This window comes from Sorangium sp. So ce375 (genome assembly GCF_051473855.1).
In the GTDB taxonomy this organism is placed as follows: Bacteria; Myxococcota_A; Polyangia; order Polyangiales; family Polyangiaceae; genus Sorangium.
This window is the reverse complement of sequence record NZ_CP150335.1, coordinates 7,121,253-7,146,269: the sequence shown is the minus strand read 5'-3', so window position 1 is coordinate 7,146,269 and position 25,017 is coordinate 7,121,253. Positions and strand designations below refer to the sequence as shown.

Annotated in this window: 16 protein-coding genes; 10 read left to right on the top strand and 6 right to left on the bottom strand. The window is 70.1% G+C overall.

Annotation, left to right across the window (positions count from 1 at the left end; all coding sequences use genetic code 11):
- The first annotated feature begins 149 nt into the window (after nucleotides 1-149).
- Both WME90_RS26530 and WME90_RS26525 read left to right on the top strand, forming a co-directional pair.
- Nucleotides 150-3,086, top strand: a complete 2,937-nt coding sequence (locus WME90_RS26530; protein ID WP_437274790.1) for a TonB-dependent receptor domain-containing protein — start codon at nucleotides 150-152, stop codon at nucleotides 3,084-3,086.
- Between the two features lie 101 nt (nucleotides 3,087-3,187).
- Entirely contained in the window at nucleotides 3,188-4,594 is a 1,407-nt protein-coding gene (locus WME90_RS26525) for a T9SS C-terminal target domain-containing protein (RefSeq protein ID WP_437274789.1), read from the top strand.
- Between the two features lie 117 nt (nucleotides 4,595-4,711).
- On the opposite strand, the gene WME90_RS26520 is transcribed toward WME90_RS26525, so the two are convergent.
- On the bottom strand, nucleotides 4,712-5,359 hold the full coding sequence (locus tag WME90_RS26520) for a hypothetical protein (RefSeq protein WP_437274788.1): 648 nt from the start codon (nucleotides 5,357-5,359) through the stop codon (nucleotides 4,712-4,714).
- 206 nt (nucleotides 5,360-5,565) lie between these two features.
- Between WME90_RS26520 and WME90_RS26515 the strand changes: the two genes are divergently transcribed.
- Nucleotides 5,566-6,954, top strand: a complete 1,389-nt coding sequence (locus WME90_RS26515) for a sigma 54-interacting transcriptional regulator (RefSeq protein ID WP_437274787.1) — start codon at nucleotides 5,566-5,568, stop codon at nucleotides 6,952-6,954.
- A 977-nt stretch (nucleotides 6,955-7,931) separates the two neighbouring features.
- On the top strand, nucleotides 7,932-9,236 hold the full coding sequence (locus WME90_RS26510; protein ID WP_437274786.1) for a GRAS family protein: 1,305 nt from the start codon (nucleotides 7,932-7,934) through the stop codon (nucleotides 9,234-9,236).
- Nucleotides 9,237-9,414: 178 nt separating this feature from the next.
- On the opposite strand, the gene WME90_RS26505 is transcribed toward WME90_RS26510, so the two are convergent.
- The 4 genes from WME90_RS26505 to gltB form a co-directional block, all read right to left on the bottom strand.
- The gene (locus WME90_RS26505; RefSeq protein WP_437274785.1) at nucleotides 9,415-9,825 is read right to left on the bottom strand and encodes a hypothetical protein; all 411 of its coding nucleotides are present in this window, start codon (nucleotides 9,823-9,825) and stop codon (nucleotides 9,415-9,417) included.
- A 174-nt stretch (nucleotides 9,826-9,999) separates the two neighbouring features.
- Nucleotides 10,000-10,995 carry an MDR/zinc-dependent alcohol dehydrogenase-like family protein gene (locus WME90_RS26500; RefSeq protein WP_437274784.1) on the bottom strand — a complete coding sequence of 332 codons (996 nt, stop codon included), beginning with the start codon at nucleotides 10,993-10,995 and terminating at the stop codon, nucleotides 10,000-10,002.
- 9 nt (nucleotides 10,996-11,004) lie between these two features.
- Nucleotides 11,005-12,444 carry a glutamate synthase subunit beta gene (locus tag WME90_RS26495; RefSeq protein ID WP_437274783.1) on the bottom strand — a complete coding sequence of 480 codons (1,440 nt, stop codon included), beginning with the start codon at nucleotides 12,442-12,444 and terminating at the stop codon, nucleotides 11,005-11,007.
- Nucleotides 12,437-17,044: a glutamate synthase large subunit gene (gene gltB, locus WME90_RS26490; protein ID WP_437274782.1), complete on the bottom strand. Its 4,608-nt coding sequence runs from the start codon at nucleotides 17,042-17,044 to the stop codon at nucleotides 12,437-12,439. Before gltB ends, WME90_RS26495 begins: the two co-directional genes overlap by 8 nt.
- A 227-nt stretch (nucleotides 17,045-17,271) precedes the next feature.
- Here gltB and WME90_RS26485 point away from each other — a divergent pair, with 227 nt between their 5' ends.
- On the top strand, nucleotides 17,272-18,117 hold the full coding sequence (locus tag WME90_RS26485) for a metallophosphoesterase family protein (RefSeq protein WP_437274781.1): 846 nt from the start codon (nucleotides 17,272-17,274) through the stop codon (nucleotides 18,115-18,117).
- Complete coding sequence (locus WME90_RS26480) at nucleotides 18,118-18,858, top strand: 4'-phosphopantetheinyl transferase family protein (protein ID WP_437274780.1); 741 nt, start codon at nucleotides 18,118-18,120, stop codon at nucleotides 18,856-18,858.
- 126 nt (nucleotides 18,859-18,984) lie between these two features.
- Here WME90_RS26480 and WME90_RS26475 read toward each other — a convergent pair whose 3' ends face one another.
- Nucleotides 18,985-20,613, bottom strand: coding sequence for a metallophosphoesterase (locus WME90_RS26475; protein WP_437274779.1), 1,629 nt, complete (start codon nucleotides 20,611-20,613; stop codon nucleotides 18,985-18,987).
- 271 nt (nucleotides 20,614-20,884) lie between these two features.
- Between WME90_RS26475 and WME90_RS26470 the strand changes: the two genes are divergently transcribed.
- The 4 genes from WME90_RS26470 to WME90_RS26455 all read left to right on the top strand — a co-directional run bounded on the left by WME90_RS26470 (nucleotide 20,885) and on the right by WME90_RS26455 (nucleotide 24,780).
- Nucleotides 20,885-22,114 carry a YncE family protein gene (locus tag WME90_RS26470; RefSeq protein WP_437274778.1) on the top strand — a complete coding sequence of 410 codons (1,230 nt, stop codon included), beginning with the start codon at nucleotides 20,885-20,887 and terminating at the stop codon, nucleotides 22,112-22,114.
- Nucleotides 22,111-22,866, top strand: coding sequence for a c-type cytochrome (locus WME90_RS26465; protein ID WP_437274777.1), 756 nt, complete (start codon nucleotides 22,111-22,113; stop codon nucleotides 22,864-22,866). Before WME90_RS26470 ends, WME90_RS26465 begins: the two co-directional genes overlap by 4 nt.
- Nucleotides 22,863-23,552 (top strand): endonuclease III domain-containing protein, encoded by a 690-nt coding sequence (locus tag WME90_RS26460; RefSeq protein ID WP_437283661.1) that lies wholly within the window; start codon nucleotides 22,863-22,865, stop codon nucleotides 23,550-23,552. The genes WME90_RS26465 and WME90_RS26460 overlap by 4 nt, the downstream gene beginning before the upstream one ends.
- 166 nt (nucleotides 23,553-23,718) lie before the next feature.
- Nucleotides 23,719-24,780, top strand: coding sequence for a 3-oxoacyl-ACP synthase III family protein (locus WME90_RS26455; RefSeq protein WP_437274776.1), 1,062 nt, complete (start codon nucleotides 23,719-23,721; stop codon nucleotides 24,778-24,780).
- Nucleotides 24,781-25,017: the final 237 nt, after the last annotated feature.

Below are 25,017 nucleotides of genomic sequence, written 5' to 3'. Positions count from 1 at the left end.
GCCGCTCGAGCGCGCGATCGCGGCGGGGTGCACGGGAGAGGGCGGTGGGGAGCTGGCTCTCCGCTCTCCTCATCAGACGGGCGCGGGTGCGCCCAGCCATCGAATCGAAAGTCGCGCCCCGGGCTCGGAGCGCGCGAAGGGACAGGTGCATGATTCGCAGAAGGATCTCGGGGGTAGTCGCAGCGCTGGTGACACCGCTTTGCTGGGGGGCCACGGCCCTCGCGCAGGGCGACCCCGGAGCCGCCGCGCCGCCGCCGGATGGCGCGGCGCCCCAGGCCGGCGGCCCTGCGGCGGAGGACGCCGCGGGGCTCGACGAGCCGAGCCCGTCGCGCCCGCCGCCCGCGGGGAAAGGCGTGGTGTGGGGCGTCGTCACGGACACCGCCACGAAGGAGCCCCTGCTCGACGCCCAGGTGTCGGTCGTCGGGACGAAGCTCAAGGCCATCGCAGACCTCGACGGGCGGTTTCGCCTGGAGCTGCCGCCGGGGACCCATCAGCTGCGGGTCTGGTACGAGGCGCACAAGCCTCAGCGCGTGCAGGACGTGCGGGTGACCGCAGGGCAGGTGATCCAGGTCGATGTCGGCCTCGATCCAGATCAGCAGACAGAGGAGGTCATCGAGGTCGAGTTCGAGCCGGAGCGCGCGAGCGTCGCGGCGCAGCTGCTCATCCGGAAGAACGCGGCCCACGTGGGCGACGCCGTCGGCGCGAAGGAGATCGCCAAGACACCCGATCGCAACGCCGCCGAGGCCGCGAAGCGCATCGTCGGCGCGACCGTGGTCGACGGCAGGTACGTCTACGTCCGCGGCCTGGGCGAGCGCTACACGAACGCGCTCCTGAACGGCGCCCCGCTGCCGAGCCCCGAGCCCGACCGGCAGGCCGTCCCGCTCGATCTCTTCCCGTCGCTGGTCCTCAGCGACATCACCGTCGTCAAGACGTTCACGCCCGATCTCCCCGGCGACTTCGTGGGCGGCTCGGTCCAGATCAACACGCGCGAGCTCCCGACCGAGTTCCTCTTCCAGGGATCGCTGTCGCTCGGGCTGAACAGCCAGGCGACGTTCCGCGATCGCCTGAGCTACGAAGGATCGAGCACCGACTGGCTCGGGATCGACGGCGGCGCGCGCGCGCTCCCCCGCGAGATCCCCGATTACAAGGTGGTGCGGCTCGGCTCCAAGCCGGGCGGCGGCACCATCTCCAGGGACGAGATGACGGCCTATGGACGGGCGATCAACTCGTCGATGGCGACGAAGCGGTCGTTCACCCCGCCCAACGGGAGCGGCAGCGTGGTCGTCGGCGACACCCTGAAGCTCGGCGGCGAGCAGCGCCTCGGTTACATCGCCACCCTGAGCTATGGCCGGAAGTTCGCGCCGCGCGCTGACGAGCACACCGGCACCTTCGAGCCCGATCCTCTGGGCGGCGAGCCTGAGCGCACCATGGACGCCAGCACCGGGAGCATCCGTGATCAGGTGTCCTGGGGCACCTTCGCCAGCGTCACCTACAACCCGGATCAGAACCACAAGGTGACGATCACCGGACTCCACAGCCGCTCGTCGGAGGATCTGGCCAGCGAGATCAGCGGGGACCCTCTGGACGGCAGCAGCGCGTTTCGCGACACGCAGCAGCGGTTCATCTCGCGCGCCCTCACCCTGGGTCAGCTCCAGGGGGAGCATCGCTTCGGAGCGCTGGACGGCGGTAGTCTCGACTGGAAGGCGTCCATCTCCCGCGCGTCCTCGGACGAGCCCGATACGAGGGAGACCGTCTACATCCGGGACGATGCGAGCGGCGCCCTCTCGTGGGACGAGGGCACGCTGAGCGGCGCCCACTTCTTCAGCGATATGACCGACACGAACTACGGCGGGCAGCTCTCCTATACCCAGCCCCTCGTACGCGGGGACACCCCGACCCGGCTGAAGTTGGGCGGTCTGTTCAACCTTCGAGAGCGCGAGTTCAACGCGCGCCGGTTCCGGTTCAAGCAGCGCCCGGGCTCGGACCCGACGATCCTGCGCCAGGAGCCGGGCCAGCTGTTCTCCGACGAGAACATCGGCACGGCGCTCGAGCTCGAGGAGATCACGCGCGAGACCGACTCCTATACGGCGAACAGCGATCTCTACGCCGGTTACGTGATGACGGACGCCGCCATCACACGATGGCTCCGCGCGGTGCTCGGCGCCCGGATCGAGGCTTCCACGCTGTCGCTGAGGGCGTTCGACAGGTACTCTCCGGCGAGCCCCGAGATCGAGGCCGACAGCGATAAGGTCGATCTCTTGCCTGCGGCCAACATGATTATCAAGGCGAGCCCGAGCTCGAATGTCAGGCTCGGCGTGTCCAAGACGCTGGCTCGACCCCAGCTCCGCGAGCTCAGCCCGACCTTGTATCAGGAGGGATACAGCGGGCTGGAGGCGCGAGGCAATCCGGAGCTCAGGCGGACGAGCGTCGTGAACGCCGATCTCCGCTTCGAGATCTTTCCGACCGCCGGCGAGGTGGCCGCGGTCAGCGTCTTCTACAAGCACTTCCAGGATCCGATCGAGGAGATCATCGTCCCCAACAGCGGCAGAGGCAGGCTCAGCTACGTGAACGGAGACGCTGGTTATGTGGCCGGGGTCGAGCTCGAGCTCAGGAAGGGCCTGGGCTTCATCGCCCCGCTGCTGCGGGAGGTCACGGCGCTCGGAAACATCACGCTCGTGCAGTCAGAGGTGACGGTCGACCCCGAGGACACCGAGGGAGGGGTCACCATCCAGAGCAACCCGACGCACCCGCTCCAGGGGCAATCCCCCTTCGTCGTGAACCTAGGGCTCGACTACGCCAGAGAGTCGACCGGGACGAGCGCCCGGCTCCTCTACAACGTGTTCGGCGCCCGGCTCAAGAGGGTGGGTAAGAGCGGGCTGGCGGACGAGTACGAGCAGCCACGGCACCAGATCGATCTGACGGTGGCCCAGCGCCTCGGCGAGCACATGGAGCTGAAGCTGGCCGGCGAGAACCTCATCGACGCGCCCGTCCGCGTAACCCAGGGCAGCGACGACGATGAGGGCAAGATCGTCAGCCAGTACAGCGTCGGGACGACTGTGACGTTGAGCGCTGCGTTCACCTACTGAGCAGCTGCCATTGAATCGTCACGCGGCGCTCGTCGCGAGTTTTCCTGCATACGCCATGTTGGGGAAGGAGGTAGAATAAATTGCGTACATTCAAATTGGGCTTGGTTTGCGCCTCGGCGCTCTCCGTCGCGGCGTTCGCCGCGTGCGGCGATGACGACACGGTCTCTCCGGTCACGACCAGCACCTCGTCCACGAGCAGCTCCGCCAGCGGCGGCGACGGCGGCGGTGGCGGCGAGGGCGGCGGTGGCGACGGCGGCGGCGGTGGCGATGCCGGCGCCGATTGCTCCACCCCGGTGGAGGTCAGCGAGGCGATCACCGCCAGCACGAAGTGGACCGCCGACAAGTGCTACCTCATGAAGGGGATCATCTTTGTCGAGCGCGGCGCGACCCTGACCATCGAGCCCGGCACGAAGATCATGGGCGAGAAGGTGAGCCTCGCCACGCTCGTCGTGAAGCCCGGCGCCAAGATCAACGCCAAGGGCACGGCGAGCAAGCCCATCGTGTTCACGAGCCAGGGCGAGAAGGGTGATCGCGCCGCCGGCGACTGGGGCGGCGTCATCCTGCTCGGCGAGGCGCCCGTCAACGTCGAAGGCGGCAAGGCCACCGTCGAGGGCATCACCGGCGAAGGCACCGAGTACGGTGGCGACAAGCCGGCGGACAACAGCGGTGTCCTCGAGTACGTGCGCATCGAGTACAGCGGGATCCTCCTCTCCCAGGACAATGAGGTCAACGGCCTCACCTTCGCCGGCGTGGGCTCCGGGACGACCGTCGATCACGTGATGGTGCACCACACCCTCGACGATTGCTTCGAGTTCTTCGGCGGCACCGTCAACGCGAAGCACCTCATTTGCGCGCAGAACGGCGACGACGGCTTCGACTTTGACCTCGGCTACACAGGCAAGCTCCAGTTCCTCGCGCTCCAGCAGGATCCGTCCGTGGCCGACGAGACGAACGGCTTCGAGAGCGATAATGACGCCGACTCGTCGGCCAACACGCCCGTCACCGAGCCGACGATCTACAACGCGACTCTGTGCGGCAAGAACAAGGACGTCGACAAGCAGCAGTACGGCATGCTGCTCCGCCGCTCGACCAAGGCCCACATCTTCAACACCATCGTGACCGGCTTCGAGGCGGGCGTGGATCTCCGCAACGAGCTCACCGAGGTCGAGCTCGCGAGCTCGATCTTCTCCGGCAACATCGAGGCGAACATCGCCTACGAAGAGACCGACGCCAACGCAGCGACCGAGTCGAAGCTCGATGACGACGACGACGCTGGTCAAGACGAGATCGCGTGGTTCGAGGGCGAGGCGACCAACAGCGCCGAGGATCCTGGGCTCGCCGACTGCTTCGCCGCCACGCCCGACTTCCGGCCTGCGGCCACGCTCGCCGAGAACGCGGCGAGCCCGCCCGATGACGGCTTCTTCGATGCGGGAGCGAAGTACATCGGCGCGTTCAAGGCCGATGACACCTGGGCTACGGGCGCCTGGGTCTCGTTCGACGCGAACTGACGCCGCGCCGTCCACGCCGGGCGACGGGCGGACCGGATCCGTAGCGATAGAAATGACGAAGGCCGGCTCTTCAGCCGGCCTTTATCGTCTCGAGCGTCACGACTCCGCCGCAGGCGCTCAGCGCACCCGCGGCGTAAACCCGGACACGCTGCTCCGATGCTCGCCGCATACGCCTCGCGCGTCCGGGGTCTCCTTGAATGACACCCTTCCGCACACCTCGCAGATGCACAGGTGTGCGCGATAGAACTCCCTATCGAGCAGGATGTCGGCAGCGAGCAAGCTGAGCACGATGTCGCCGAGGAAGTCGATCTCGCGCGGCGAGGCGACCCAGACGGGACGGCCGCCGACCGCCGCCCGGCGGACCCTGCCCCCGTAGATCGCGGCGTTCAGGAAGCGATCGTCGGCGACGGGCGCGATGAGCCCCCGGAGGGCCGCGATGATGCGCCCGCGGGCCTTGTGGATCAGCTCCTCGAGGCTGCTGCCGCCGTCGGCCCGGGGATCGAGCATGACGGGCGTCGCCCCGGGCTCGCGCACGATCTGGGGGCGCTTCATCAGGCCCGGGGTCACGAGGTGGTCCACGAACCAGTCCTGGAGGTCCTTCGGCGTCCACTCGGACGCCGGCCACTCCAGGAACTCGAGCGCGCCGCGGAGGCCGGAGATGCTCTGGAGGCCAGGGTGGGTAGGGAAGCTCGGCAGGGTGCGGGATGTGTGCAGACGCCGGGGCGAGCGGCGGCTCGCTTCGTCGATGTTGCGGCCGGAACCCATGTTCACCTCGGAGGCGGACCCCCGGTCCCGATGGATGCGAGCTCTTGCAGAGGCCACCATACCGAGGGAACAAGCACAACTTGTGCCGAACTTGGCGAACGGGGCGACCTGGATTTGCTGGGAGTTCTGCCCAGAGGGCGCCTTCGGGCCTTTCGGATGGCCGGCCACTGGCCGGCCAGGTTCTTCAGCGGGTAAGATTACGCCCGATGGACCACTCCACCGTCCGCGTCTCGGTTTCACCGGAGCCCTCGGTCGCCGAGCCTGTTCCCGGCATCGTCCTGATCTTTTCGGGCGATCAGCCGCGATGCGCTCCTATCCCGCTGGATCGCGGCTCGGTGGTGCTGGGGCGTGGAGGCGTCGGCGGGGTGCCCCTCATGGACGACTCGCTCATGTCGCGGCGACACGCCCGCATCGCGTACGACGGGGGCGCGTGGACGGTGGAAGATCTCGGCAGCACCAACGGGACGTCGGTCAACGGCGAGCCGATCCGCGGCGAGGTGCGGAGGGAGTCGATCCAGGTCGTCGGCGCGGGGACGTCGGTTTTCCTCGCGCTGAGCGACATCCGGAGCTTCGCGCGCGGGGGCGTGCGCGTCGAAAAGGAGAGCGTCCTCGGGCCGAGGCTGCAGCTGTTCTACGACACGATCATCCGCGCCGCGGCCGGGGGAGACAGCCTCCTCGTGACGGGCGAGAGCGGCACGGGCAAGGAGCTCGCGGCGCGCGCCTACCACGAGGCGGGGCCGCAGGCGCGCGGCCCGTTCGTCGCGGTCAACTGCGCGGCCATCCCGGAGGGCCTGGCGGAGCGGCTCCTCTTCGGCGCCAGGCGCGGCGCTTACTCCGGCGCGACGCACGACACCGAGGGCTATGTGCAGGCCGCCCACGGAGGGACGCTCTTCCTCGACGAGGTGGCGGAGCTCGACGCGGCCGTCCAGGCGAAGCTGCTGCGGACGATCGACACAAGGCAGGTGCTCGAGCTCGGCGCCGTCGCGCCTCGCCCGGTGCAGATCCGGATCTGCGCCGCCACGCACGACCTCCGCGCCCGCGTCGCCCAGGGCCGCTTCCGGGACGACCTCTACTACCGCATTGGCCGGCCCGAGGTCCGGCTCCCGCCGCTCCGGGAGCGGATCGAGGAGATCCCGTGGCTGCTCGCGCAATGCGCAAAGGCGGTCGGCGCGGCCGCCCAAATGGCGCCGCCGATGATTCACCATTCAATGATCATCGCGTGTGCGCTGCGCCGCTGGCCAGGGAACCTGCGCGAGTTCGTCGGTGAGGCGCGGCGCGCCGTGACGCGCGCCCTCGACGAGGGGCGGCGCACGGTCGAGGCCAAGGATCTGGACTCGCTCGCGGGCGTCGGGCTGAGCCCGGAGTCGCTCGAATCGCACGCCCGGCAGACGGCGGGCGATGTGCGACCGGCGCGCGCAGCGCAGGCGTTGCCCGAAGATGAGATCGCCGAGGCGCTTCGCCTCGAACGAGGCAACGTGTCTCGCGCGGCCACCAGGCTCGGAGTGCACAGGAATCGAATTCGACGCTGGCTCGAGAAGAACGGCGTCGATCGCTCCCACTTCGCCGAGGGAAGCGACCTGTCCGACAACGACTGAGCCGCTGGCTCCCGCCGTCGCATGCACAAGTACAGGAGCACGTCAATGGTGCCGCGACGTCGCTGGAGAGCGCTCGCCTCCCTGCGGCCTTGCGATGACCACGTCTCGCCCGGCGTAGGCTTCTGAGCCCGAGAGGGCGGCCGTTCCATACATCACCTCCAGCAAACGCTTTGTTCCTTCTGAAGACCAAGGGGCCCTCGCGGCGCTGTTTCTCGGGCGAAGACGCGCGCTCGTCGCAGGGTTGCCTCCATCTGGCGACGCAACGTGGGCTCGATCGAGCGAACGCCCATGTATAGGGACTTTACAGAGCTCGTTATGCAGGTTGTAATGTGGTCTGTAAGCCCCGTCCCCGGCGAGGAGCTGTCACGACCACGGTCAACTCAACGAGTCCGGCGCGTGCTCGCCACGTTGGAGCCCGCGATGTACCCTGATGAGATCACCGCTGAAGTGTGCCATGCGCCGCGCGCGGCCGGCGCCGCCGAGGCAGCGATGCCCGCCTCGGCGAGGCCGCGCGCCTCGCGTGCCGCGCGCGCGCCGGGGCCGGCGGGGACTTCCGCCTGCGGCGCGATCGCGGTCGCTTCGTGGATGCCTACGAGTGCCTACGTCTGCCGCCAAAAGACACGCTCGGACGGCGCGCGGAACAAGAGGACGAGGGCGCGACGCACAATGATGATCTTGGGCTTGACCGGGCGGGCGGCTTCATCGATGTACAGAGAGTTGTCTGTCGGGTCTCCGTGCGAGCTCAGGCCCCGTCGCGTCACGGGCGGGCGCTGCGCTTCGCGGCCTTGCCGCGGGCGCCCGGCTGCCGAGCGCCTGCTCCACGCTCGCCGTCCGGCTCTCCCTCAGCGACATCTGCAAACATTGAAACCCCAGGCTCCTGCGAGGTGGGCGATGTCATGCGTTCGCGCCTGAAATCGCCTGCTCGCGGAGCGCCCAGCCAGGACGGCGGGCTACCTGCTTGAACAGCCCTGGACACCATGAACGCGACCCGTAGACACGTATCGGCCGAAGAGGCGCCTCTCAGCCTACGAGCGCACATCGAGGGGCCCACCAGCTCGACCGCGTCCAGCCCAGGGCAGCAGCCGAGCTCGGGGACCCGACAGACCCACTCGCGTCGCCGCCCGTTCCTGAGCCGCCTCCTCGCGGCGGGCGAGGCGATCGACGCGGGGGATAGCGAGCGCGCCAGGGCGCTCGTCGAGGGCATCCTGCGGGCCGAGCCGGATACGGGGGACGCGTCCGAGCGCATTTCAGGCGTGTTCGGCCGGGCCCTCCTCGCCCGTCTGGACGGAGATCGCTCCGGCGACGGCAACCTCTACCTGCGCAGCGCTGGGCCGCGGGACATGCTCGCGGCGTTTCAGCTGCTCGTACACGCGACGCCGCTCATCCGGTTCGGCTACCTCAGCGCGAACGCGGCGATCGTCGAGGCGTTCCAGGACGAGGGGGAGATCCATGTCATCGACATCGGCGTTGGCGGCGGTACGCAGTGGCCATTCCTGCTACACCGGTTGGCGACCCGGCCTGGCGGTCCTCCGCGGGTCCGGCTGACAGGTATCGACTTGCCGTGCCGGGGCCCCGATCCCGAGCAGCGCCTGCGCTGGGCGGGCGCGTACATCGGGGGGTGGGCGGAGCGGCTGAAGGTCCCCTTCGAGTTTCACGGCGTCGCGTCGTCGGTGGAGCGCGTCGACTGGAGCCGTATCGCGTCCCGCTCTACCGCGCCCATCGCGGTCAATGCGGCGTTCGCGTTGCACCATGTGCCGGACGCCTCGGTGCACGCGACCGCGAACCGCGACACCATCCTCACGAGGATTCGCGCCCTGTCGCCGCGCGTGCTGACGCTCATCGAGCCGGACGTGGAGCACAACGCGCTCCAGTTCCTCCCGCGGCTGTCGGAGGCGATCGGCCATTATTATGCGGTGTTTCAGGCGCTCGAGGCGCTGCTCCCGCCGCACATCGCCGCACGGGAGACCATCGAGCAGGTCTTCTTTGGACAGGAGGTGATGAATGTGGTGGTGGGCGAGGGGGCTGCGCGGGTCGAGCGGCACGAGCGCCGGGGCGCCTGGCAGCGCCGCCTCCGCATGAACGGCTTCGAGCCGGTCCGCGTCTCGCCGCACGAGTCGCTGGTCCGCGGAGCGCTCCGCCTGAGCCAGGGGTTCGATGTCCGGGGGGATGAGCCCGCGCTCCTGCTGATGCGCAACGGCGTGTCCATCGTGGCCGCGTCGGCGTGGCGTCCGCGGCAGGTCCCGCCGCCATCGCGATTCATGTCAGGCCTGTTCCGCCGCTAGAGCGGCGGTCACCCGCTTCGGATACGGGCCCACCTCGGCGTTTTCGGTGCTCAGCGCACAGGAGTGCGCTTCCGCGCCGAAAACGCCGATCTGGGCCCGTCTCCTGTGCGGGTGACCGCCGCTCTGCTCGGCATGGTGCAGAGGGGGGCGGAAAACGCTGTTGAGCGGCTCCTTGCTCTCAGCGCTTCAGGAGGGCGAGCGCCGCCCAGAGGACCAGCGCGCCGATCGTGAGGCCCGCGAGGGTGAGCCACAGGGGGCGGCGCCTGTGCAGCGTGAGTTCCCAGAGAGCGCGCTGGCGCTCTGGCGTGCGAACGCCCTCGGCTTCGGACCGGGTATCGTGAAGGGGGAGCGGGCTCAGCCCCTCGCGTCTCACGATATCGAACAGCAACGAGCCGCGCGCCTGGGCCCGCGCGAGCTGCTCCAGCACCTCCCGGCGACAATGAAGGCAGAACGTCGACGCATCCTCTTCGATGCCGACGAGGCCGAGCTCCCGTAGCCGCTGCTGCTCCCAGCTCTCCCTGGCTTGCCGCCCCTCGTTGTGCGCGTTCTCCCGGCCGTCGTCGCGGTGTGGGCTGTCCTTGGCGCTCATCGCAGCTCCTGATCGGGGCCGCAGCTCGCGGCTCCCTATGAGGATCTATTCCGGTCAGCCGCGTGAAATTCTCAGGCAATGCGCTCAGCGGCCACGCCGGGATGGCGCTCAGCGGCCACGCCGGGCTGGCGCCGGCAGGCTACCGAAGGGGGGCCGGCCAGCTCTGCGCCGAGCTCAGCGGGTCACGAGCACCTTGAGGGCGCCTGGCGCCGCCGCGGCGGCCAGCGCCTCCACGGCGCGGTCCAGGGGGAGTCGGGCCGATACGAGGGAGCGGACATCGACGGTGCCGGCCTCGAGGGCGCGCAGCGCTGGCCCGAACAGCCCGCAGCGCGACCCGACGACGGTGATCTCGTTGATGACGAGCTCCGCGAGGTGAACGCTGGAGAGCCCGGCGACCGTGCTCTTCAGCACGAGCGTGCCCCGAGGCCGGGTCGCGCGGACCGCCCTCACGAACCCCTCGGCGGTGCCCGTGGCCTCGACCACGAGCTCGGCCGGATCTCCCGCCCAGGCGCCCTGGGGTGGCGAGGCGCCGGCGTCGGCCTGGCCCGAGGCCTCCGGGCGAGCGAGCTCGGTCGAGATGCCCTGCGCGCGCAGCAGGGCGAGCTTCTCCTCGTGCTTGCCGACCGCGAGGACGCGAGCGCCTGCCTGGTGGAGCACCTGCGCGATGAGCAGGCCCAGCTTCCCGTCGCCGAACACGAGCGCCGATGTGCCCGGCGCCACACGCACCTGCTCCAGGATCTCGAACGCGGCCGCGAGCGGCTCCGCGAACACCGCCGCCTCGTCGTCGATCCGGTCCGCCACGGCGTGGAGGTTCGCCACCGGCACCGCGACGCGCTCGGCCAGCGCGCCGTCGGCGCCGACGATGCCCATGACCGCGCGCGTGGGGCAGTGCCTGCCCAGCCCGCGCGCGCAGGCGTCACAATGACCGCAGGCGAAGTTGATCTCCCCCACCACGCGGCGGCCGCGCCAGGCGGCCGGACCCTCCACGACGTCCCCGACGAACTCGTGTCCGAGCGTGCCGCGGAAGCCCATGTAACCTTTGATGATTTCGAGATCCGTGTTGCAGATCCCGGCGCACCGCACCTCGACCACGGCCATGCCGGCCGTGGTCGAGGGTGGGTCGCGGTCGATGACGCGCGCCGCCGTGCCGTCCCAGACCAGCGCTCGCACCGTCGAGCTCTAGCCCGCCGCGAGCGCCAGCCGGCGCTTCGCCGGCTGCATCAGGTACGCATCGACCGCGTCCGCGGCCTTGCGCCCCTCCGCGATGGCCCAGACGACGAGGCTCTGGCCGCGCGACATGTCGCCGGCGGCGAAGACGCCCTCCACGCTGGTGCGCCCGCCGTGGGCCTTCACGTTGCCGCGCTGGTCCATCTCGACGCCGAGCTGCTCGAGCAGCCCCTCGCGCTCGGAGCCGACGAAGCCCATCGCGAGCAGGACGAGCTCGCACGGGATCTCGAACTCGCTCCCCGGGACCGGCACGAACTTCCCGCCTTCCAGCTTCACCCGCACCGCCTGGAGCGCGCGGACATGCCCGCGCTCGTCCCCGAGGAACGCCACGGTCGATACCGACCAGTCGCGCTCGCCGCCCTCCTCGTGTGAGGACGACGTGCGGAGGATGAGCGGCCACGCGGGCCACGGGTTGGTCAGCGAGCGCTGCTCGGGGGGGCGGGGGAGGAGCTCGAGCTGCGTCACGTGCGCCGCGCGGTGGCGGTGGCTCGTGCCGAGGCAGTCGGAGCCGGTGTCGCCGCCGCCGATGACGACCACCCGCTTGTCCGTCGCGAGGATCGCCTCGCCGTCGGGGATCACATCGCCGGCGACCCGCTTGTTCTGCTGGGTCAGGAAATCCATCGCGAAATGGACGCCCTTCAGCTCCCGGCCGGGCACCGGCAGGTCGCGCGGCCGGCGCGCCCCGCCGCACAGCACGACGGCGTCGTACTGCTCGCGCAGGGCGTCGCCGGTGATGTCGACGCCGCAGTGGACGCCCGTGCGGAAGGTCACGCCCTCGGCCTGCATCTGCTCCATGCGCCGGTCGATGAGGTGCTTCTCCATCTTGAAGTCGGGGATGCCGTACCGGAGCAGGCCGCCGATCCGGTCGTCGCGCTCGAAGAGCGTGACGTCGTGCCCCTTGCGCGCGAGCTGCTGCGCGGCCGCGAGCCCGGCGGGCCCCGAGCCGATCACCGCCACCTTCTTGCCCGTGCGCTGCTTCGCGATGACCGGCGCGATCAGGTTCCGATCGAACGCGCGATCCGCGATCGCGCGCTCGACGTTCTTGATCGTGACCGGCTTGCCCTCGATGTTCAGCACGCACCCCGCCTCGCAAGGCGCGGGGCACACGCGCCCGGTGAACTCGGGGAAGTTGTTCGTCGCGTCGAGCGACGCGATCGCCTCGGGGAGGCGCTCGCGGAACATGTGGTCGTTCCAGTCGGGGATCAGGTTCCCGAGCGGACACCCGTCGTGACAGAACGGGATGCCGCAGTCCATGCACCGCGCTGCCTGATCGCGCAGCTCGGCCTCGGGGACCGGGAGCTCGAACTCCTGCCAGTCGTTCAAACGCTCGGAGACGGGTCGCTTCTTGATGTCGACCCGCTGGATCTCGAGGAAGCCTCGTACCTTACCCATGGGCGGCCGACCTCTCTCCCGTGCTCAGGGGACCCGCGTTGGCGGGGATGTAACGTCCAGTGGAAACGTAGGGGGTGGAAGGGGAAAGGAGGGCCACGAGCCTGTCCGACCCGTCCGCCCCGTTCGTCGCGGGCGACGCCGCGGCCTCCAGGGCGCGCCGGTACTCGCTCGGGACGACCTTGACGAACTTCGAGAGGACGGCGTGCCAGGAGTCGAGCAGCTCGATCGCCTTCCGGCTGCCCGTGCGCCGCACGTGCTCCTCGAGCAGCGCCCGCACCGACTCGGCGTCGGCCGAGGTCATCGTCTCGAGCTGCACCATCTCCTTGTTGCAGCGCGCCTCGAAGAGCGCGTCCTCGTCGAAGACGTAGGCGAGCCCGCCGCTCATGCCGGCCCCGAAGTTGCGGCCGGTGGTGCCGAGGATGATCACGGTGCCGCCCGTCATGTACTCGCAGCCGTGGTCGCCCACGCCCTCGACGACGGTGGTGGCCCCGCTGTTCCTGACCGCGAAGCGCTCGCCGGCGCGGCCGTTGAAGAACGCGCGGCCGCCCGTCGCGCCGTACAGCACGACGTTGCCCACGATGACCTGGTCGTCCGGCCGGAACGGCGCCTCGCGCGGCGGCCGCACCGCGACGACGCCGCCCGAGAGGCCCTTGCCGACGTAGTCGTTCGCGTCGCCCTCGAGCTCGAGCGTCATGCCCCGCGAGGCGAAGGCGCCGAAGCTCTGGCCGGCGCTGCCGGCGCACTTGACCACGATGCTGTCCTCGGGGAGCCCGGCGCCGCCGTGGCGGCGCGCGATCTCGCCGCTCAGCATCGCGCCGAGCGTCCGATCCGAGTTCCTCACGCGGGTCTCGATGACGACGGGCGGCCCGCCGTCGATCGTCGCGCGCGCCTTCTCGATCAGCTTGAGGTCGAGCACCCGGTCGAGCTTGTGGTCCTGCGGCTCCACGCAGTGGGTCGGGCTCGTGAGGGCCTCCTTCGGGCGGTACAGCACCTCGGAGCAGTCGATCTTCCTCGCCTTCGCGTGGAGCCCGGTGCTCCGCTGCACGATGCAGTCGGAGCGCCCGACCATCTCGGTCAGCGTGCGGAAGCCCAGGCGCGCCATGATCTGCCGGAGCTCCTCCGCCACGTAGAAGAAGAAGTTGATGACGTGCTCCGGCGCGCCCGTGAACTTCTTGCGGAGCTCAGGGTCCTGCGTGGCGATGCCGACCGGGCAGGTGTTGAGGTGGCACTTGCGCATCATGATGCAGCCGGTCGCGACGAGCGGCGCCGTCGAGAAGCCGAACTCCTCGGCGCCGAGCAGCGCGGCGAACGCGACGTCGCGGCCCGTCATCAGCTTGCCGTCGGTCTGCACGATGGCGCGGCCGCGGAGCCCGTTCATCACGAGCACCTGGTGCGCCTCGGCGAGGCCGAGCTCCCACGCGACGCCCGCGTGGTGGATCGACGTGAGCGGGGAGGCGCCGGTGCCGCCCGAGTCGCCGCTGATCAGCACCACGTCGGCGTGCGCCTTCACGACGCCCGCGGCGATGGTGCCGACGCCCGCCTCGGCGACGAGCTTCACGCTGATGCGCGCCTTCGAGTTGATGTTCTTCAGGTCGAAGATGAGCTGCGCGAGATCCTCGATCGAGTAGATGTCGTGGTGCGGCGGCGGCGAGATCAGCGTCACGCCGGGCGTCGAGTGGCGCACCTTCGCGATCACCGCGTCGACCTTGTGGCCCGGGAGCTGGCCGCCCTCGCCGGGCTTGGCCCCCTGCGCCATCTTGATCTGCAGCTCGTCGGCGTTGACGAGGTACTCGGCCGTGACGCCGAACCGCGCCGAGGCGACCTGCTTCACCGCGCTCCGCTTCGAGTCGCCGTTCGGCATGCGGAGGAAGCGCACCGGGTCCTCGCCGCCCTCGCCGGTGTTCGACCGCGCGCCGATGCGGTTCATCGCGATCGCGAGGGTCTCGTGCGCCTCCTTCGAGATGCTCCCGAAGGACATGGCGCCGGTGGCGAAGCGCTTGACGATCGAGGCGGCGGGCTCGACCTCCTCGAGCGGCACCGGCGGGCCCGCGGGCTTGAAGTCCCACAGGCCGCGGAGCGACATCGGGTGCTCCTGCTGCTCGTTGATGACGGAGGCGTACTCGGCGTAGCTCTTCGCGTCGTCGAGGCGGACCGCCCGCTGGAGCGACGCGATCGACTGCGGCGTCCAGAGGTGCCGCTCGCCGGACACGCGGAAGTGGTGGTGGCCGCCGACGTCGAGGTGCGCGCGCGCCCGCTCGCCGAACGCCGCCTGGTGGCGCGCGAGCGACTCCTCCGCGATCTCGCGCAGCCCGACGCCGCGGACGCGCGACGCCGTGCCGGTGAAGTACGCGTTGATGACGACCTGATCGATGCCGATCGCCTCGAAGATCTGCGCGCCCTGGTAGCTGGAGAGCGCGCTGATCCCCATCTTCGACATGATCTTCAGGATGCCCTTCTTGAGCCCCTTCACGTACCGCGAGCCCGCCGCGGTCGGCGAGAGGTCCGCGCCGAGCGTCTTGTCGCGGCACATCGCCGCGATCGACTCGAACGCGAGGTACGGGTTCACCGCGCCGGCGCCGTAGCCGATGAGCAGCGCCATGTGGCCGACCTCGCGCGCCTCGCCGGTCTCGACGATGATGCCCGCGCGCGTGCGCGTCCCCTCGTTGATGAGGTGGTGGTGCACGGCGCCCACGGCGAGCAAGCTCGGGATGGGGGCGAGCGTCTCGTCGATGCCGCGGTCGCTCAGGATGAGGATGCTCGCGCCGTCGGCGATCGCGCGGCTCGCGTCCTTGCAGAGCTTCGCGATCGCGGCGCGCAGGTTGTCCTCCGGGTCGCCGTCGACCGGGAAGTACATGGGCAGCGTGGCCGCGCGGAAGTCGGGGAAGACGTTCTTGCGCAGCTTCGACAGGTCGTCCTGCGTGAGGATCGGGTGCGGCAGCTCGAGCATCCGGCACTGGCGGGGCGTCTCCTCGAGGAGGTTGCCCTCGCCGCCGACGCAGCTCACGAGCGACATCACGATCTCCTCGCGGAGCGGGTCGATCGGCGGGTTCGTGACCTGCGCGAACAGCTGCTTGAAGTAGCGGAAGAGCAGCTGGGGCTTCTCGGAGAGGACGGCGAGCGGGATGTCGATGCCCATCGAGCCCACCGGCTCCTCGCCGAGGGTGGCCATCGGGCCGAGGATCATCCGCAGGTCCTCCTCGGTGTAACCGAAGGCCTGCTGCAGGCCCCGGAGGTCCGCGTGCGGGATGGTGTAGAGGCTCGGCACGTCCTCGAGGGCGCGCAGGTCGATCTTGTTCTCGGCGACCCACGCCGCGTACGGCTTCTGCGTCGCGACGCGGCGCTTGATCTCGTCGTCGCTGACGACGCGGCCCTCGGTCGTGTCGACGAGGAACATCTTGCCCGGCTGGAGGCGCCCCTTCTGGATGACGCGGGCCGGCTCGATGTCGAGCACGCCGAACTCGCTCGCGAGCACGACGAGCCCGTCGCTCGTCACGACGTACTTCGCGGGGCGCAGCCCGTTCCGGTCGAGCGTCGCGCCGATCAGCCGTCCGTCCGTGAAGCACAGGGCGGCGGGGCCGTCCCAGGGCTCGATCAGACAGCCGTGGTACTCGTAGAACGCCTTCTTCTCGGCCGACATGTCCGGGTCGAGCGCCCAGGCCTCGGGCACCAGCATCATCATCACGTGCGGCAGCGAGCGGCCGCTCGCGAGCAGGAAGTCGACCACGTTGTCGAGCGCGGACGAGTCGGAGCCGCCCGGGCGGATGATCGGCTTGAAGTCCTCGATCGCGTTCGCGAAGACATCGCTCTTCAGCAGCGCCTCGCGCGCCGACATCCACGCGGTGTTGCCGCGCACGGTGTTGATCTCGCCGTTGTGCGCGATGATCCGGTACGGGTGCGCGCGCTCCCACGTGGGGAACGTGTTCGTGGAGAAGCGCGAGTGCACCATCGCGAGCCGCGAGACGGTGCGCTTGTCGGACAGATCGGGGTAGAACGCCGCGACCTGCTCCGCGAGCATCAGGCCCTTGTAGACGACCGTCCGCGACGAGCAGGACGCGATGTAGAAGTCGTCGGCGTTGGCGGCGCGCCCGGCGCGCTTGCGGATCGCATAGAGGACCTGCTCGAAGGACTGGCGAGGCGCGACCCTGCCGATGAACAGCTGGCGGATCGCGGGGCGCGAGTCGCGCGCGATCGGGCCGAGCGCCGCGTCATCGATGGGGACGTCGCGCCAGCCGAGGACGCGCTGTCCGTGGTGCACGACCGCGGCCTCGAGGATCGCCTCGCACTGGCGGCGGCGCGACGGGAGCTGCGAGAAGAACACCGTCGCGACGGCGTAGTCGCCAGGAGCAGGCAGCGCGATGCCAAGGGCGGCCAGGGACGCGGCGTACAGCTCGTGCGGGATCTGGAGGAGCACGCCCGCTCCATCGCCGGTGCAGGGGTCGCATCCAGCGGCGCCGCGATGGGTTAGATTTTCGAGGATCTCGAGCGCTTGGCAAACGACCTCGTGCGTCGCTTCACGGCGGAGCGTGGCGACGAATCCGAGACCGCATGCGTCGTGTTCGAAAGCCGGATCGTAAAGACCTTGTCGTTGGGGCAGAGGCATGGTGCTGACTTCACACGCGCGTAGCACAAGTGGCACAAGGATTGGAGCCCAAGTTTAATGCGGCGCGCCAGGAGCCGCGGAACCGGGCGTAAAATGGGGAGCGGTCTCGCCTCGCCCGGGGGCGCCGCTCCGCCCGGCGGCGGCGCTCGGCAGTGGACGCGCGTCGCCGACCGTGGTGTGGGTGGGAGCGACCGGCCTGCCGGTCCGACCTCCGGCGCGGTATTCGGATGAAGCTCTTCGCACTCAGCGATCTCCACGTCGGGTATGCGGAGAACCGGTGGGCCATCGAGCGCATGACGCCGCGGCCGAGCGACTGGCTCATCCTCGCCGGTGATCTCGGGGAGACGGAGCAGCACCTCGTCTACGTCCTCGAGACGCTGGGCCCGCGGTTCAAGCGGCTCGTGTGGACGCCGGGCAACCACGAGCTTTATACGATGCCGAGTGAGCGCGGCGGTCCGCGCGGCCAGGCTCGCTACGAGCGGCTGGTCGAGCTGTGTCGGAGCCGCGGTGTGCTCACGCCGGAAGACCCCTACGTGGTCTGGGACGGCGAGGGCGGCCCGCACGTGCTGGCGCCGATGTTCCTGCTCTACGACTACAGCTTCCGGCCGGACGGCGTGCCCGAGCGCGACGCGGTGGCGTGGGCCATGGAGAGCGGCGTCCTCTGCAGCGACGAGGAGCTGCTCGACCCGGCCCCCTACGGGAGCCGGCCGGCGTGGTGCCGGGCCCGCCTCGCGGCGACGGAGGCCCGCCTCGACGCGATCGAGGAGCACCCCACGGTGCTCATCAACCACTTCCCGCTACGGGAAGAGCTCGTGCGGCTGCGGCACATCCCGCGCTTCTCGATCTGGTGCGGGACGCGGCGCACGCACGACTGGCACACGCGGTTCCGCGCGCGGGTGGTCGTGTCAGGGCACCTCCACATCCCTCGCACCGACTGGATCGACGGAGTTCGTTTCGAGGAGGTGTCGTTCGGTTATCCGCGCCAGCGGCCCGCGGAGCTCAGCGTCGACAGCTGCCTGCGGGAGATCCTGCCAGGGCCGCGAGGCGCGGCTTTGCCGAGGACGAGGGAGTAGATGCTCTCGATCGGTCCCGGCGCCGCGCACCTCTGGTACGTCTTCTCCGATCCGGTCCGCGACGAGGCGCTGCTTGCTGCGTACCACCGGCTGATGGCGCCGGACGAGGCGGAGAAGCAGGCGCGCTTCCTGTTTGCAGAGAACCGGCACGAGTACCTGCTCACCCGCGCCCTCGTGCGCACGGTCCTCTCGAAGTACGCGAGCGTCGCGCCCGAGGCGTGGTCGTTCGTCCGGAACGAATATGGTCGCCCGCAGATCGCGGGGCCGCCGGGCGTGCCGCCGATCCGGTTCAACCTGTCCAACACGCGGGGGTTGATCGCCTGCCTGGTCGCGCTGGATCGCGACGTGGGCGTCGACGTCGAGGACACCGAGCGCTCGAGCAGCGCGGTGGACATCGCCGATCGCTTCTTCGCGCCCGGCGAGGTGAGGGCGCTGCGCGCGCTGCCGCCGGAGAGGCAGCGCGCGCGCTTCTTCGAGTACTGGACGCTCAAGGAGTCGTACATCAAGGCGCGCGGGATGGGGCTCGCGATCCCGCTCGATCAGTTCTCGTTCCACCTGGACGACGGGCCGGCGATCGGCATCTCGTTCGATCCGCGGCTCGCCGACGACCGCTCGGCCTGGCAGTTCGCGCTGTACCAGCCCTCGGCGCGGCACACGATGGCCGCCGCGATCCGCAGCGGGGGCGGGCCCCCGCTGACGATCGAGCTGAGGGAGACGGTGCCGCTGCTCGACGGGGGATGAGCGGCGGCGGGGATGAGTCGCATGCGGCCGCCCCGAGGCGGCGCCTACGCGCGCAGCCCCCTGCTTCCCTGGCGGCCGCCGGCGGGCGGGGCCAGCGCGTCCGCGGCCTGCGGGCGGCGCGCGAGGTCAGTCCGGCCGCGCGAGCGAGAGCTCGACGTTGCGCCACGAGGGCTCGCCGCGGCCGTCGCTGCCGAAGCCGGAGGTGATGTCCACGATCGCTCGGCGGCGTCCCTCGGCGGCGATCGGGTCGTCGTCGGCGGCGTAGTCGAGGGCGGCGCCCCGGATGGCGACGAAGCCGTTGTCGTCGTCCCAGATCTCGATGACGCGGACCTGATGGGGGTAGTCGGCGAGCGCGGAGGTCTCGAGCTCCCAGTACGCGTGCCCGCCGGCTGGCGAGACGCGGGTCACCCGGTGCACGTGGGTGTGCCCGGCGAGGTGGAGCAGGACGTTGTCGTAGCCGCCGACGAGCGCCTGCCACGCCTCGACGGCGAGCGCGCCGGGCACGGCGGGGGTGCCCGTCGCGGCGAAGGAGCCGTCCCCGAGCGAGCTCGACGCATGATGAGAGGTGAGGATGACCCACCGGCGCTCGCGCTTCGCGCGGTCGAGCGCGGGAAGGATGAACCGATCGACGTCGTCCTGGAGGATCACGCCGTTCGGCCCGCCGGTCTCAGCGGCCGTGTCGAGCACGATGACGCGGAGGGGGGAGTCCTTCACGTCGAACTCGTAGAACGCTTTGCCGTACGTCCGCTCGTCGGGCCCGATCCCGTGGCCGTCGCCCGTCGCCGCGACGTGATCGAGCAGCTCGGGGCGGCTCAGGAGCGCTCTTCTCGGGTCCGGGACGACCTCGCCGGTGATCACCGGACCGCCGGGGAGAGACCAGTCTCGCGTCCCGCCGTCCGAGGTGCTCCCCGTCGCGAGCTCGGCGCGGGTGGCCACCGGGAAGTTCCCCTGGTGCAGGACATCGTGGTTGCCGGTCACCCATCGCCAGGGCATGAGCAGCCCCTCGGCGAAGAACGGATCCTTGGGATCGTTGTCGGGGCCCGGCACGGGGTCGTCGTCAGCGCCCGAGTCGCACTCGACGCGCTCGGCGCCGTCGAGGATGGCGGTGAACCACGCGATCTCGTTCGTCTGTGCGCTGTCGGCGTTGTCGCCGCCGAGCAGGACGAAGTCGAGCGGCGTGCTCCGGTGGAGCGCGTTGATCGTCCGGACGGCGGCGTTGAGGATCCGGCACTCGTGCCCTTCCTGCGGGCGGAACGCCGACGCGAACACGCCGGGCGAGTCGAAGATCGCCAGCCGGGCGGGCGACTCGTCGTCTGCGAGCTGGGTGTCGGCGAGGTGGACGAACCGCGTCAGCAGCCTCGGTCGCTCGCCGCGCGGTGGCGGCGGGGCGTCGTCGATCGTCGCCGACGCGAGCGGCTGCCCCGGACCGAGCTCGAGCTCACCGTAGCCCTCCGCGAGCATCTGCTCGATCTCCCCCGGGACAGCGGGGCTCCTGTCCGGTGGATCGGCCACCGCGACGCGCGGCGCCCAGGTGCGATCGGTCGTCAGCGGCGGCGCGTCGCGGAGCGCTGGCAGCGGTACGGGCGCGGGGAGCGGCGCCGGAGCGACGGACTCCTCCCTCGCGCAGGCCGAGATCGCAAGGCACGCAAGGAAGCAGAGCGCGCAGAACGTTGCAGCGCGACCTCGGCGCCCTCGCGCGATCAGCCTCCGACCGTGCTCCTCCCCCGCGATGCCCACCGCTCGTGCCTGGCTCATCGCTTCCTTACATGACAAGACAACAGCGCCTGGACAAGAAATGTTTACTCCGGCGGTATCCTTGGAGTCGAGGGAGCAGCGCCGACCTGGAAAGCGAGAGAGTCTGGAACGCCTGTGGTGCGTCCTACGTCGCTCGGCGTGGCGCCGCGGAGCGTCACGTCGATGCGCACGAGCGAGCCGAGCCGTGGTAGGGCGGAGCCGCGGCCTGCGCGCCGGCTGCTGCTAGGATGCGTCGCGTCCGGGGCTCCGGGCGCCTCTGCCGAGGTCATGCATGGTCATCACGCGATTCCTGGGGTGCGTTCTCGCGGCGGCCGCGCTGGCGAGCTGCAGCGCGCCCGACCCCATCCTCGAGACCCATTACGGTGCATATGAGGGGGAGGCCTATCCGGATCGTCGTCCCACGATCGTCGTCCCGGAGGGGGGCATGGGTGTGGTGACCGATAGCCGCTCCGACACGATCTCCCTCATCTCGCTCGCCACGGGGGAGCGCTTCGGCGTTCACCCCGTGGGCCGCGATCCCGTGACGATCGACGGGCCGCACCACGCCGCCATCGACGCGCAGGGAAACGCGCTCTATATCGCGCTGTCGTACCCGCTGCTCGCCGGCACGGTCGGTCCCCATGCGAGCCACGGCGAGAGCTCGGTGGCCGGCTATGTCCAGAAGCTCGCGCTCGACGACATGCGCGTCCTCGGGCAGGTGCGCGTCGAGCCCAACCCGGGTGACATCTCGATCTCCGAGGACGGCCGCCGCGTGGTCGTCTCCCATTACGATCTCAAGCGCGCGCTGGACAATCGGGGCAACCTCGAGGCGCAGCGCTCGTCCCTCGCGGTGATCGATCCCGAGCAGATCTCGGGCTCGGCCGAGCCGGTGCTCATCCCGGTCTGCATCGCGGCCCACGGGATTGCCCTCTCGCGCCCGGACGGCGCCCGCGCCTACGTCGCTTGTTATGGCGAGGACTCCCTCGCGATCGTCGATCTGACCGACCCCGACGCCGAGGTGGTGCTCGTGCCCGTCGGGCCGAGCCCAGGCCAGCTCGACCCGTCCTATGGGCCTTACGCTGCCGTCATGTCCCCGGATCAAAAGACCATCGCCGTGAGCAACACCAAGAGCAAGGATGTGCGGTTCTTCGATGTCGAGTCCGGGGCGTTCGCCGATCCGGGCTCGATCGTGACGCTGCTCGGCGCGCCGTACTTCGTCGCGTGGACGCCAGACAGCGGCCGCCTCTACGTGCCGACTCAGGGGCCCGACGCGATCGCGCTGATCGACGTGGCCGGAGGGAACGCGGAGCTCGCCTACCGCGATCTCGGCGGTGAGTGCGACAAGCCGCACATCGCGAACTTCGACGGCGGCGACGGGCTCTTCGTCGTCTGCGAGGGAGATCAGACAAGGACCCCCGGCAGGGTGCTCAAGCTCGATCCAGAGACGCTGGAGACGGTCAGCGACACGGAGGTGGGCCTCTATCCCGACGCGTTCGTGCGCGTCGCGGCGGAGGCGCCGTGAGGGCGCCCTTCGGCCCTGCGGCCGCGCTCGCGTGCGCGGCGCTCCTCTGCGGCTGTCCGGGTGATCCCGAGACGAAGGTCGTCGACGCGACGGCCGTCGAGCACGGCGCGGCGCTCTTCCGGGACCCGTCGATCGCCGAGACGAGCTTCAATCACTATGCTTGCTCGACGTGCCATGAAGCGATCGCCGGCGATGCGGGCGACGCCATCCTGCCGGGCGCCCCGCTCGCCGGCGCCGTCGATCGCCCTCATTACTGGGGCGGGCAGGAGGTCGAGCTGCTCGGCGCGATCAACCATTGCCTCTATTACTTCATGACGAAGGACCTGCCATGGACCGCGGACGATGAGGCGGCGCAGGCCATCTACGCGTACCTGGAGTCGCTTCCCAGCGATGGAGACGCGACCGAGGCCGTCCCGTTCACGGCGGTCTATGCGCTGAGCCAGCTGCCGGCCGGCGACGCCGGAGCGGGGGAGAGCATCCACGAGCGCGCCTGCGCCTCGTGTCATGGGCGGGCCCATTCGGGGGAAGGGCGGCTCGTGGCGCGGGCGCCGGCGCTGCCCGACGCGACGCTCGAGGAGCACCCGCTCGGCGAGTACACGGAGGCCGAGCGGCGGCTGGTCTTCATCGAGAAGGTCCGGCACGGCGGGTTCGTCGGCTACGGCGGGCAGATGCCGCCCTTCTCCCGCGAGGTCCTCTCCGATGAGCAGCTCGGCGATCTGCTCTCGTTTTACGGGCTGCCTTGGCCCCCGTGAAGCGCGCCGAGAAAGCGGCGAGGATCGGCGAGATCCTCGATCGATTGTACCCGCACCCAGCCATTCCGCTGGCCCATGACGATGCATATTCGTTGCTCGTCGCGGTGATGCTCAGCGCCCAGACGACGGACAAGATGGTCAACGCGGTGATGCCGGCGCTCCTCGCGCGCGCCCGGACGCCCGCGGCGATGGCGGCGGTGCCCACCGAGGAGATCGCGCAGCTCATCCGGCGGATCGGGTTCGCGCCCACCAAGGCGAGGCACCTGAAGGCGCTGAGCGAGCGGATCACGACAGAGCACGGCGGCGTCGTCCCGGCCTCCTTCGAGGCCCTGGAGGCCCTGCCGGGCGTCGGCCACAAGACGGCCTCGGTGGTCATGGCGCAGGCCTTCGGCCACCCCGCCTTCCCCGTCGATACCCACATTCACCGGCTCGCGTGCCGCTGGGGGCTATCAACCGGAAGGAACGTCGTCGAGACGGAGCGCGACCTGAAGCGCACGTTCCCCCCCGAGCAGTGGAACAAGCTCCACCTGCAGCTCATCTACTTCGGCCGCGAGCACTGCCCGGCGCTTCGCCACGACATGACCGGCTGCCCCATCTGCAGCTGGGCCGCGCCCCGACGAGGATCGCGGCGCCAGGCGACCACCGAAGAGCGGCTGCGGGTACTTACGCCGCCAACGCGGCGGTAGGCTATCGACGCAGCCGGGGTCCGTCAAGCAGGGCGCAACGTCCCGGCGGCCTCAGGAACGCCGTCGTGGGCGCGCGCCGCGCTGCGGCGCGAGGCCGCCGCGCGCGGCCGTGGAGGGGGTGCGGTTCCCGGTCGCCGCGGGCGTGCGGTTCGAGTAAGGCACCTCTGTGACAAAGATTGGATTTGAGATCATCGGGACGGGCCACTACGTGCCCGGAGAACCTGTCACCAACGACGACCTCGCGCGGGTGATCACGACCTCCGACGAGTGGATCTACCAGCGCTCCGGTATCCGCCAGCGCCATTACGCGCCGGATGGCGTGGGGGTGAGCGATCTCGCGTGCGAGGCGGCGAAGCGCGCGATCGCGTCGGCGCGCATCGCGCCGTCGGAGATCGATTACATCCTCTTTGCCACCATGACGCCGGACTACATCTTTCCCGGCTCAGGGGCGCTGCTCGGCGCGAAGCTGGGCATTCCCGGCGTGCCCGCGCTCGACATCCGGCAGCAGTGCGCCGCGATGCTGTTCGGCCTCCAGACGATCGACGGGCTCATCCAGACCGGGGCCGCCAAGACCATCCTGTTCGTGGGCGCCGAGGCGCACGCCGGCTTCATGCCCTGGGAGGACTGGGGAGCGCTCGACCCGAAGAATGGCCGCTCCGCGACGCCGGAGGCGCGGGCGCACGCCGACCGCCACCGGAACCTCGCCGTGCTGTTCGGCGACGGGTCGGGCGCGCTCGTCCTCCGCGCGACCGATCGCGACGCGGGCTTGCGCGGCAACAAGATCTGTTCCGATGGACGCTTCGCCGAGCTCCTCTACGTGCCGGGCGGCGGCTTCCGCTCGCGCCCGTACTGGAAGCAGACGTCGTTCGAGGAGGACGCGCATATCCCCCGCATGGACGGCCGCGAGCTCTTCAAGTTCGCGGTGACAAAGCTCCCGGCGACCGCGCGGGAGCTCTGCGCCTCACAAGGCCTCGCGCTCGAGCAGATCGACGTGTTCCTGGCGCACCAGGCGAACGGCCGGATCAACGAGCACATTCGCAAGGACCTCGGCGTGCCCGTCGAGAAGCTCCCGAGCAACATCGAGCGATTCGGCAACACGAGCGGCGCCACCGTGCCCATCCTCATCGACGAGGAGATGCGCGCCGGAAGGCTGAAGAAAGGGCAACTCGCCATGGTGCTCGCGCTCGGGACCGGCGTCCACTGGGGCTGCGCGCTCTGGAAGCTCTGAGCCGCTGAGCGGCGGCGCCTCGCTCGCCGGCGCCATCGTCGTCGTCATCCTCATCATCCAGCTGCCGGGGTCGCACCCGACGCATTGCGTCCGGTGCGGAACGTTGCGGGATTTTTGTGCGATCGTCTCGAGACGGATTGCGCGCGGCGTAGCCCTTGTTACGTTTACATCAACGCCCGCAGCGGACCCCGTGTCTCCAATGCGATCACCTGGCGCGGGCGCTACCGGGAAGGGAGT